Annotated in this window: 12 protein-coding genes; 5 read left to right on the top strand and 7 right to left on the bottom strand. The window is 60.6% G+C overall.

Going from position 1 to position 9,605, the window contains the following annotated elements; translation table 11 throughout:
* The coding region (locus AC1DM5_RS34025; protein ID WP_477823644.1) for an NUDIX domain-containing protein at window positions 1-210 on the bottom strand (210 nt) is incomplete at its 3' end.
* 140 nt (window positions 211-350) lie between these two features.
* Here AC1DM5_RS34025 and AC1DM5_RS34020 point away from each other — a divergent pair.
* The gene (locus AC1DM5_RS34020; RefSeq protein WP_477823642.1) at window positions 351-563 is read left to right on the top strand and encodes a hypothetical protein; all 213 of its coding nucleotides are present in this window, start codon (window positions 351-353) and stop codon (window positions 561-563) included.
* A 296-nt stretch (window positions 564-859) separates the two neighbouring features.
* The gene (locus AC1DM5_RS34015; protein WP_477823641.1) at window positions 860-1,537 is read left to right on the top strand and encodes a response regulator transcription factor; all 678 of its coding nucleotides are present in this window, start codon (window positions 860-862) and stop codon (window positions 1,535-1,537) included.
* A 95-nt stretch (window positions 1,538-1,632) separates the two neighbouring features.
* Here the strand turns inward: AC1DM5_RS34015 and AC1DM5_RS34010 are convergent, their stop codons facing one another.
* Window positions 1,633-1,860: a hypothetical protein gene (locus tag AC1DM5_RS34010; RefSeq protein WP_477823640.1), complete on the bottom strand. Its 228-nt coding sequence runs from the start codon at window positions 1,858-1,860 to the stop codon at window positions 1,633-1,635.
* Between the two features lie 112 nt (window positions 1,861-1,972).
* Here AC1DM5_RS34010 and AC1DM5_RS34005 point away from each other — a divergent pair, with 112 nt between their 5' ends.
* Window positions 1,973-2,140: a hypothetical protein gene (locus AC1DM5_RS34005; RefSeq protein ID WP_477823639.1), complete on the top strand. Its 168-nt coding sequence runs from the start codon at window positions 1,973-1,975 to the stop codon at window positions 2,138-2,140.
* On the opposite strand, the gene AC1DM5_RS34000 is transcribed toward AC1DM5_RS34005, so the two are convergent.
* Complete coding sequence (locus tag AC1DM5_RS34000; RefSeq protein ID WP_477823638.1) at window positions 2,137-2,892, bottom strand: DedA family protein; 756 nt, start codon at window positions 2,890-2,892, stop codon at window positions 2,137-2,139. The genes AC1DM5_RS34005 and AC1DM5_RS34000 overlap by 4 nt on opposite strands.
* Before the next feature lie 399 nt (window positions 2,893-3,291).
* Here AC1DM5_RS34000 and AC1DM5_RS33995 point away from each other — a divergent pair, with 399 nt between their 5' ends.
* Window positions 3,292-3,441, top strand: a complete 150-nt coding sequence (locus tag AC1DM5_RS33995; protein WP_477823637.1) for a hypothetical protein — start codon at window positions 3,292-3,294, stop codon at window positions 3,439-3,441.
* Window positions 3,442-3,492: 51 nt separating this feature from the next.
* Window positions 3,493-4,875 (top strand): class I SAM-dependent methyltransferase, encoded by a 1,383-nt coding sequence (locus tag AC1DM5_RS33990; protein WP_477976753.1) that lies wholly within the window; start codon window positions 3,493-3,495, stop codon window positions 4,873-4,875.
* Between the two features lie 299 nt (window positions 4,876-5,174).
* Here AC1DM5_RS33990 and AC1DM5_RS33985 read toward each other — a convergent pair whose 3' ends face one another.
* The 4 genes from AC1DM5_RS33985 to AC1DM5_RS33970 form a co-directional block, all read right to left on the bottom strand.
* Window positions 5,175-5,426 carry a DUF1344 domain-containing protein gene (locus tag AC1DM5_RS33985; RefSeq protein ID WP_477823635.1) on the bottom strand — a complete coding sequence of 84 codons (252 nt, stop codon included), beginning with the start codon at window positions 5,424-5,426 and terminating at the stop codon, window positions 5,175-5,177.
* A gap of 206 nt (window positions 5,427-5,632) precedes the next feature.
* A complete protein-coding gene (locus AC1DM5_RS33980) occupies window positions 5,633-8,278 on the bottom strand; it encodes an FtsX-like permease family protein (protein ID WP_477976755.1) in 2,646 nt (881 codons plus the stop codon).
* A complete protein-coding gene (locus AC1DM5_RS33975; RefSeq protein ID WP_477823633.1) occupies window positions 8,278-8,949 on the bottom strand; it encodes an ABC transporter ATP-binding protein in 672 nt (223 codons plus the stop codon). The genes AC1DM5_RS33980 and AC1DM5_RS33975 overlap by 1 nt, the downstream gene beginning before the upstream one ends.
* On the bottom strand, window positions 8,942-9,604 hold the full coding sequence (locus AC1DM5_RS33970) for an ABC transporter ATP-binding protein (RefSeq protein WP_477823632.1): 663 nt from the start codon (window positions 9,602-9,604) through the stop codon (window positions 8,942-8,944). Before AC1DM5_RS33970 ends, AC1DM5_RS33975 begins: the two co-directional genes overlap by 8 nt.
* Between the last annotated feature and the right edge of the window lies 1 nt (window position 9,605).

Below are 9,605 nucleotides of genomic sequence, written 5' to 3'. Positions count from 1 at the left end.
TGACCCGAAGACTTCCGGATCGACCTCTCCGGCGACGCCAGCCTCTTCGAACGCTTCCCGCAAAGCAGCGACAGAGCTGGTCTCGCCCGGATCGAGATGCCCTTTTGGGATGCCCCATCGGCCGTTCCGCAGGCTTGCGACCAGAAGCATCGCCCACCGTGGCGCGATGAGCGAGCTTGGCGAAACGACGACCGAGGCTGGCGTGATCAGTACTGAAGTCGCCTCCAATAGCTGCGGCCTTGGAAGACTGCTTCCGGGATGTGCCGGCAAATGCATGACGATCGGTGCTGAGTTTCGTTCCGACCTTCTCTGTGTCAAACTGATGGCCATGATAACCTGATGAGTCCATAATGACCGCAGAACGATTCTCAGAGTGCCTACTGCACATCCGCTGGACACCGATCAACATCGCGTCGGCGCTGCAATGTGAGTTGTCGTGGATTGAAGCCTTGGAGGCCGGCAACGAAGAAATCCCAGCCGGCTTAGCGACCTGGCTCGAGACGCTGGCTCAAGCGCACGAAGCGCTTCCACCGCCGGCGACCTATCGGGGCCGGAGAGCGTAGGCGCAATTAAGAGGGATGACTGCGGCAAGCTCTTTCATTGGCCTCTCCGATTGCACGGCCTTGCGCTGTTGCGTTGAACCAGTGCGACAACCACATCTCGGCTTACCGGTGCCCATCGGTTGTAGAGGCCCGCTCATACCGCTCTCTTTCCGAAATGTTGCGGTTTCCAAACAATTGCCCCTCCATGCCAGCCCTCCTGCGCAATGCCTTACGAAAACGTAAGATCTCGATAAGGTGCGTGACAGGTTGCATAGCCATCTATCAGGCATGGCGTAGTGGCATTGCGGGAAACGCAAATGCGAATTCTGGTCATCGAAGACGACCAAATGACGGGCGGCTATATTGCCAAGGGCATGCTGGAGTCCGGCCATGTCTGCGATATTGTCCCTGACGGGCGGGACGCCCTCTTCCGGGCAACACGCGAGCAATATGACGTCATGATCGTCGATCGCATGCTGCCGGGCCTCGACGGCCTGTCGGTCGTCAAGGCTCTGCGGTCTGCTAAGGTAGGGACGCCCGTCATCTTCCTTGCCTCGATCGGCGGCGTCGACGATCGCGTCGAGGGATTGGAGGCCGGCGGCGACGACTGCCTGACACAACCTTTCGCATTCTCCGAGCTCCTTGCGCGCGTCAATGCACTTGCGCGCCGTCATCCCATTCAGGACCAGAAGACCGTCCTGCGGGTTGCCGATCTCGAGCTTGACCTCGTGCGACGACAGGTGACCCGCCAGGGTCGACCGCTCGACCTGGAACCCCGCGAATTCACCCTGCTGGAGGTGCTTATGCGCGCCGAAGGCCGCGTGCTGACGCGAACAATGCTATTGGAACGCGTCTGGGATTTTCACTTCGATCCGAAGACAAGCGTCGTCGAAACCCATATCGGCCGGCTCCGCTCGAAGGTCGACAAGCCCTTCGACACGCCACTCCTCCATACGATCCGCAACATCGGATACTGCCTGCATTTACCGCGCTAGTCTGCTGCGCAGCACGCCTTTCGGCCTAGCGCTGACATTCAGTCTGCTCTTCATCCTCGCATTCCTGGTGATCGGTGTCGTCACCTATGCCTTCTCTAAGCGGGAGCTCGGGCGCGCCCTCGACGTTTCGGCTTGCCGATGCAACGGGCAAGAGGTTCGCCGGCAATGTCAACGCACTCGCCGTTCCCGACCATTTCTCCGACATCGAACCCGACCTTCTCGGCTTCAAGGGCGACGACCGTGTGCGGATCTATGCCGGAACGGTCGGGGGTAATCGCCTGCTCGTCGGCCAGAGTTATGCGGAGACCGACGATCTCGAACATATCGCGCTGATGAGTTTTGCCTGGGCGTCCGCCATCATCACAGCCCTCGCGTTCGGCGGCGGCGTCTTCCTCGCCCGGCGCCCAGCATCGCCTCGACGGGATCGCCCGGACGATGACCGACGTGTCGAACGGCAGCCTGTCGAGCCGTATCCCTTTGCAGGGCAATCGCGACGATATCGACACCTTGTCGTCGCAGATGAACAAGGCGCTCGATCGTCTTTCGGGTCTCGTAGAGGGTATGCGGCAGGTCAGCGCCGACATCGCGGGCGCGCCGCCTTAAGCTGCGGTATCTTCGCCACTGCCGGCAACATCATGATCGTCGGCCGTGCTCTGACGAACGCGGTCCACGCCTTCTTCATCGTCACGACTGCCTGAGCAAGGCACAAGCGCGGCCGAACCGGAGACCCTCTTGATTAAAAATATCGCCGCCCGATAGGCGCAAAACATTGCGATCGCGATCGCAATGGCGACCAGGATCGTCTTCGGGTCTGCAGGATCGATCGATTTCAGTCCCATGCCGACCCCCATCGCCGGCAAGAGATGAACCGCTGCCCAGGCGAGCGCCGACACGCAATTGATGACATAAAAGCGCACCAGCGAAAGACCCATCATGCCGGCGATACCGGGGATGACGGATTTGATGCCAGGTATGAAGCGCCCGATAAACACGCTCGAGCCGCCATACGTCGCGAAGAAGACCTCTCCCTTCTCGAGAAGGGCGGGATATCGTGACAGGGGCCACATTGAAACGAGCCGGAAGCGATATTTGCGGCCGAACCAGTAAGAAATTGCGTCTCCAGCGATCGCGCCAAGCGTGGTCAGGACAAAGACCGGCAGGAATGGCAGTTTTCCTGCACCCACCAGCGCCCCTGCGCCAAGCAGGACGACCGTGCTCGGGACAAAAAGCCCGACCACGAAGATCGCCTCACCGGCGGCAACAAGAAAGATGATGATCAGGGCCGCAAACCAATGATCGGACATATAGGCGCTAATCTGGGCGAAGATCGTGTCAAGCGAGAAAAGGTTGTTCATCAGAAGGAGACTTCCCGCCACAGGCGGGCGATGACGACCATTGAAGACCCAACAGCGGGGATCGGCCATACAGGACGCGCGAGCCTTAAGATAAAAATCTGACCGGATAAATTCGCCATAGCGCCATTCCTAAACGCATGCGCGTTTGCTCGAGCAGATTGATGGTCCCTTATTGTGACAGCATTCTTCGCAACCGCGACTTTTCCCGAAAGGGAACGGGTTTGGCGAGCTCTAGCGCCACATTCCGGCAATATATTGGTCCGCGACCTTACCACGGCTTCGCGCAAAACATACGGATCGGTAAGGTGGAACGCTGGATGGCGGAATAAGCCGGGAACAGGCGGCAGGAACCCGGTGAGCTTACGGATTTGTAAGCGCGGCGCGAAGTGGCGGTAAATTATGCCAAGCATGGTCTTCCCGCGCGGCGACGACTATAACATCCGCCACGCGACGGGCGTGTTCCTCGTCACTGCCGGCGTGGCCTGTGTCGGAGCAACCGGACTTCTGGTTGATCGGCAGCACGTCGAGCAAACCGGCCGTCGGCGATGAACAAGGTGCCGGACGCATCTTGCCGTGCACCCGGGTCAGCGAGGAACGATGATGCTGAAAATACGAAACGCGGCCCTCCGTCATGCTTTGGCTGCCGCGTCCAAGTTCAGCAATTGGATCCTGGCGCGTGCGCTCTCGCACATCGTCACCCGCGGTTGCCTCAATGTCACGACATCCGACGACCGTCTGCTTGCCTTCGGTGACGGATCCGGCGCGAAGGTGCATGTCCGTTTTGCCGACCTTGGCGCCCAATGGGCATTCCTCATCGATCCCGATCTGCGGCTCGGTGAGCTCTATATGGATGGTCGTTTTTTCATCGAGCAGGGCTCGCTCCAGGACTTCCTGGCGATGATGCTGCGCGAAGCGCAGAACGCCACGCATCCCTTTATTGCCCGGCTGATCGATCGTGCCCGTACCCGGCTGCGTATCTTCCGCCATCGTAATTTGCCGGCGCGCTCCAGGGCCAATGTCGCCCACCATTACGACCTGGACGGTCGGCTCTACGCGCTCTTCCTCGATGCAGACCGGCAATATTCCTGCGCCTATTTCGAAAGTCCCGACCAATCGCTCGATGATGCGCAACGCGCAAAGAAAAGGCATCTCGCCGCAAAATTACAGCTCGCGCCTGGCAAAAGCGTACTCGATATCGGCTGCGGCTGGGGTGGACTGGCCCTGCACATGGCCAGGCATGCGCCCTGCGGACATGTGCTCGGCATCACCCTGTCGGAGGAACAGCACGCCTACGCACTGAAGCGGCTTGCTAAACAGGAGCGGGCGGGGGCAGAAGTCCAGTTCGCGCTGCAAGACTATCGCAGCCTGACCGGACGTTTCGACCGGATCGTTTCAGTCGGCATGTTCGAACATGCCGGGCTGGCATCCTATCCCGCCTTCTTCAAGAAATGTGCGGAACTGCTGGAAGATGACGGCATCATGGTTTTGCACACGATCGGCTGTTCTGCGACGCCGGGCTTCACCACGCCTTGGCTCGACAAGTATATCTTTCCCGGCGGCTACATCCCTGCGCTCTCAGAGATCCTTCCGGAGATCGAGAAGGCCGGGCTTATCGTCACTGATATCGAGGTCTTGCGCCTCCACTATGCCTGGACGCTCGCACATTGGCGAAAGCGCTTCCTGGCGCGCTGGGACGAGGCCGCGGCACTTTACGACGAACGCTTCTGCCGCATGTGGGAATACTATCTTGCGAGCGCAGAAGCTGCATTCCGCTACGAGGATTTGGTGGTTTTCCAGATCCAATTAAGCAAACGCAATGATATCATTCCGGTGATGCGCGACTATATCGGCGAGCACGAAAGGGCGGCAATGCAGTGTTCAGAAGCCGATCTGGGAGGAGCGGTTGAGCCTAGCCTCGAGATGATAGGGCTGTCGGCGGCATCGTCCATGGCCTGCACGTCGTCAAAGACCAGCTATCCCTAGCCGGTCCTTGTTCGTCGAGATCGCGAGAGACGGCAAAGCTTCTTCGAGGAAGAGGGCCATCCCCTGGCCCAGCCCAGGCCACTCATCGAAGAAGAAGTCAGGCTGAGGCGCGGAGGAATTTTGATCAGTGGAAGCGAATTCCATGAGAAACCATAGGCATGTCGGTTCGTCGGCCGCTCTTTTCATGTGTCGGATGCGAGGAAGCGAACACGGCGGTAAAACCCGCTTTCAGGTAGAACACGCCGATGTGGCAAACTGTAACTCTCTGCTGATTTAAGCGTATTTCGAATATTGTGGCGTTACTTCGCCGCCTGGATACTCGAGACCAGCAATTTGCCGTCCTTGGTGTAATAGACAACCTTGACCTTTTCGCCGACCTTGAGCGTTTCGGCTTCGATTCCCTCTGGTAGGGTGAAGGTCTTCCCGTCCGAGAGCGTGATCGAATCGTGGCTCTTGTCGATCGCCTTGACAGTGCCGGTCATGTCCTTGGCGAAGACGGCCGTCGTCGTCGCGACCAGGATCAGTGCGACCGTGATGATGGATTTCGTCATAATACCAGCTCCTGTTCGGTTGCATGTTAGCCGGGCGGACCTGGATCGCCGGGCAACGCCCGGGAACCTTTGCCTGTCAGGCACCTCCCGTCGAGAGAGAGGACCCAGCTTGTGACATGCAGTTTGCCGGCACATTTCAAAAACCATACAAATGGGTAAGATGTGTCGGCCATCGCCAATTGGGGCATTGGCGCACAGCCAGATGCTCACAAGTCCCTCAGATATTCTGCATCATGCCCTCTCGGCGGTCTTGCGACCAGAACTGCCGTCACGACTGATGCTGCCGTCAAAAGCAAGACGATTCCGAGATAGATCCAAGGGATCGACAGAGCCTCAGGTGGCGGATCAAACACGCCGGTCAGCAACTTCACCAGCATCCAGGCCGTCGCCACTCCGGACAGCACGCCGAATATGACGCCTCCGGCAATAACGAGAAAACCTTCACTCCACAGAAAGGCCGACAATTGCGGACGGGTAGCGCCGATGGCGCTCAGAATGGCGAAGTTCCTGCGTCGCTCGATGAGGCCCAGCGCCAGCATTAGTCCGCCCGCTGCAGCCGCCATTATCACAGCAAAGACGAGCTCTATCGTCGTCAGACCGGACAGGTCGACGGCCGTCAAGCTCGAACCGATCAAATGGGCAGCTTGGCCGATATCGCTGATTTTCATCGACGGCTCGGATGCAAGGAGGCTCGATGCTTGCGCAGAAAGGCTTGCCGGATCGCCTTTGGCACGCATCAGCACGTATTCCGAGGCCGCCGAGCCGGTCTTTTCGGCGATGTATCGGGCATTGGCCACGAGGAAGGAGTCTTTTGGCGCAGTCGGAAACTCGCGCGCGATGCCAATGAACTTGAACCGCACCGGATGATATTGATGATCTCGGGCGTCCATCAGCCGCAGGTTGATCATGTCACCCTGCTGGAGCTGAAAATCCTGAACCGTCTCCTCCGACACCAGCACACCGTCTGGCGTTGCTGCCAGCTCGGCGAGTGCCGCGTTCCCGTCGCTGAAATAGGCATCCGAAAGACTTGTCGCGCGTCCGATGCGTTGAGGATCGATTCCGTAGAAATCCTGAAGGTCGGCACCGACATAGGCGAAGCGATGCTGCATCGGTTCGGCCGCTGCCGTTTCCGATAAAGCGGCGAGAGCGGCCAGATGAGCGTCGGCGGGCTTGCCCGACGTGCCGAACACGGTGACGTCGGCTCCGTTTGTGAGCTCTGCGTCAACACGCGATTGCGCATTGTAGGTGGCATTGAAAATAGCCGTCGAGACTGCGAACGAGATTGCCAGCGCGGTCATGGCGATGCCAGCGGTGAGCCGGCCGGCTTGCCGGGATAACGCGGCAGCCACGATCGGTGTTAGCTGGCCGCAGGCCGGCCTTATGAAGGTCCGAAGAAGTGCGCCGTTGCTTGCGATCACGCCGTTCGACAACCGCAGCGCCAGCAGCGCAAGTCCAAACCAGAACAAGGCGGGCGCGATGAACGCCTTATAGTCCACGGCCGTCGCAGCAACGCCTTCCGGCGCGAGTACGATCTGGTATCCCGTGCTTGCTGATTGCCAGAAGAATAGGCCCGCCGCGGCAAGCAGCAGCACGTCCAGCCAAAGGCGCTGCCAGAGCGGCCGTCTAAATTCAGCGACAGCGCGGCGCGCCGCGCTAACAGTGCTCAGGCGCGCGTCGCGCCAGGCAGGATAGAGATAGGCGGCAAAGCCGGCAACGAGCCCGGTGATCGCCACGACGCCCAAGATGGGGGCGGTTACTCCAGGAATTATGCGTAGCCCCGGCACGAAGGGCGCCAGCCACAACGCCGCCGCAATCCCAAGCACCACGCCGCTGATCGCGGCCATTGTTGCCTCGGCGGCAGACAAAGCGAGGATCGTCCGCAAAGCAGCGCCACGTACACGCAGCAGCGCCTGTTCGATGCGACGGCGTGCGGCCCCCGATGACGTTATCGCGAAGGTGAGAACCAGAGCCAGCGCGACGCCCGGCAACCCAAGGAACATGAACAGCACGGATGCATACCGTGCATCTTCGCGTACTGCACCCAGGCGGGAGCCCAGATTGTCCGCGACCAGCGCCTGTCCTGCGACCTTTGCCTCCAGGTTCCTGGCGGCGCCGGCGACGAAGACGTAAGCCGAAACTGGGTCTGGCGGCAGCGCATCGTGGGCGAGCCTGACATGCAACTGCCGGCGGGCGGTGTCGGGACGCGCCATCGCCTGGGGATCGAAGGCTTGCTGCCATTCGACCTGCGGCAGGATGAGTATGTTGTCCGGGGGGGCCTGTGGCGTAGCCTGGGGTGGCAGGCCGACGGCCTGGAACAACGAATCTGCGTCGGGAAGATCCACCACACCGGCGACCTGCACCGTCAGCGGCGGCAGACCTATGCGGCTGATCGCGATCCTGTCTCCAGGCCCGACATGCAGGTTGGCGGCGGTCTGCTGTGCGATGAGGACGCCGTCACGATTGCTGGAAAGGAACCGGACTTCCATGGGAAAATCGCGCAGATAGTTGTCGTCGAAGGCGATCACCTGTCCCGGGCCGGTCGTCTGGACAGTGCCGCCGGTGCTTGCTTCGAAGCCCCCCACATCCGCGTAACCGACCTGATGCACGGTCTGGACAAGCGCCGTTTGTTGCAATGTCGCTCGCATCGCGTCCTGATCAGCACCCGCCACGAGCTGGACCTGCCAGTCGATGGGGACGGCCGATATCGCGCGGGAAGTCATGGAGGCTCCAGCGCCGACCAGGAACAGCGCCAGTATGGCAAGAAGCGCCACGGTGAGCGCAATGCCCACCGCTGAACCCGCGACGTGGACGAACCGGCGAGCAAGGACGCCTCGGATCCACAGAGCAAACATCATGTCACCACTTTCGTTCTGCCGCAGGTCAGGCAGCCATGATCCATCGTCCAGCGCGTCGCCATCCGGGCGGCAATCGCTTCATCATGCGTGGCAACGACTAGAGCAGCGCCTGTCCCTTCCAGGCGCTCCAGCACGATATCCATAAAGAATTGCGCCGTGACCCCGTCCAACTGCCCGGTTGGTTCGTCGGCCAGGACGAGCTTCGGCCGAAGAGCCAAAGCGCGCACCATTGCGACCCTTTGCGCCTGTCCGCCCGACAGTTTCTCGGGCAGCTTGTCGGCAAGTTCGCCAAGACCAAAGCAGGATAGGAGGGCTCTGCTAGCGCCGGGAACCGCAGCATCACCCGCCAAAATCGCAGGCAGATCGACATTCTGTGCCGCCGTCAAGGCCGGAAACAGGCTGGGCGACTGGAACACGAAACCGATCCGGCGTGGGCGAAGCTGGACGATCGAGCCCATGTCGGGCCATTCGATCACACCGCTCGTCGGGCGGTCCAAACCGCCAAGAATATGCAGCAAGGTTGTCTTGCCCGAGCCGGAGGGACCGGCCAAGGCGATACGATCACCTTCCCGGATCTCGCAGTCTACGTCGCGCAACACAGACATATGCTCCCTGCCGCTCAAAAATTCCCGGCAGACGTCAGTGCAGATCGCCAAGGTCTCAGTCACCCTCGACCCTCCCGTCGTGCAGTCGGATGATCCTGTCGGCTCTTCGAGCCAATGCCGTGCTATGGGTAGCGAGCAAGGTGGTGAGGCCGGCGCGGCGCCTGGTTTCGAAATGATCGATGAGGCGCGACTCGGTATCGGCATCGACCTCGGCGGTCGGCTCGTCGGCAATGAGGATCGGCGGGTCGACTGCAAGGGCAACGGCAAGACCAGCGCGCGCCGTTTCGCCACCGGAGAGCTGCGTGACGAAGGCATGCGCGCGATGCCGCAGCCCCACCATTTCGAGAAGCGAATCTATACGCGCGCCGTCAACCTTTCCGGCCAGCCTCATCTGGAAGCTGATATTTTGCTCCACGCTGAGATGCGCAAACAGATTGCCGGACTGAAGCAGGATGCCGAAATTCGTGGCGCGGATACGGGCCCTTGCGCCCTCGGATCGCCGGGTCAGGCGCATGCCGCCCACCACGACGTGGCCTCCGTCCGGCTCGTCCAATCCCGTCAGGCATGACAGCAATGTGGACTTGCCGCTGCCGGAAGGCCCCATCAAGGCAACGAACTCGCCTGGCGACAGGCATAGGCTGACCCCACGCAGCGCGAAGGTCTCGTCCTCGCCCACGTGGAAAAACCGATAGAGTTCGTGTGCGACGAGTGCGGCCATG

The organism is Rhizobium sp. 01T437 (genome assembly GCF_056398505.1).
The sequence above is the reverse complement of the archived record's forward strand: the minus strand, read 5'-3'. Positions and strand labels throughout refer to the sequence as shown.

Bases quoted from the DNA above. Each gene is read 5' to 3' on its own strand.
- AC1DM5_RS33970 (WP_477823632.1), bottom strand. From the start codon at position 9,604: ATGGCCGCACTCGTCGCACACGAACTCTATCGGTTTTTCCACGTGGGC.
- AC1DM5_RS34015 (WP_477823641.1), top strand. From the start codon at position 860: ATGCGAATTCTGGTCATCGAAGACGACCAAATGACGGGCGGCTATATT.
- AC1DM5_RS34000 (WP_477823638.1), bottom strand. From the start codon at position 2,892: ATGAACAACCTTTTCTCGCTTGACACGATCTTCGCCCAGATTAGCGCC.
- AC1DM5_RS34010 (WP_477823640.1), bottom strand. From the start codon at position 1,860: ATGTTCGAGATCGTCGGTCTCCGCATAACTCTGGCCGACGAGCAGGCG.
- AC1DM5_RS33980 (WP_477976755.1), bottom strand. From the start codon at position 8,278: ATGTTTGCTCTGTGGATCCGAGGCGTCCTTGCTCGCCGGTTCGTCCAC.
- AC1DM5_RS34020 (WP_477823642.1), top strand. From the start codon at position 351: ATGACCGCAGAACGATTCTCAGAGTGCCTACTGCACATCCGCTGGACA.
- AC1DM5_RS34005 (WP_477823639.1), top strand. From the start codon at position 1,973: ATGACCGACGTGTCGAACGGCAGCCTGTCGAGCCGTATCCCTTTGCAG.
- AC1DM5_RS33995 (WP_477823637.1), top strand. From the start codon at position 3,292: ATGCCAAGCATGGTCTTCCCGCGCGGCGACGACTATAACATCCGCCAC.
- AC1DM5_RS33990 (WP_477976753.1), top strand. From the start codon at position 3,493: ATGCTGAAAATACGAAACGCGGCCCTCCGTCATGCTTTGGCTGCCGCG.
- AC1DM5_RS33985 (WP_477823635.1), bottom strand. From the start codon at position 5,426: ATGACGAAATCCATCATCACGGTCGCACTGATCCTGGTCGCGACGACG.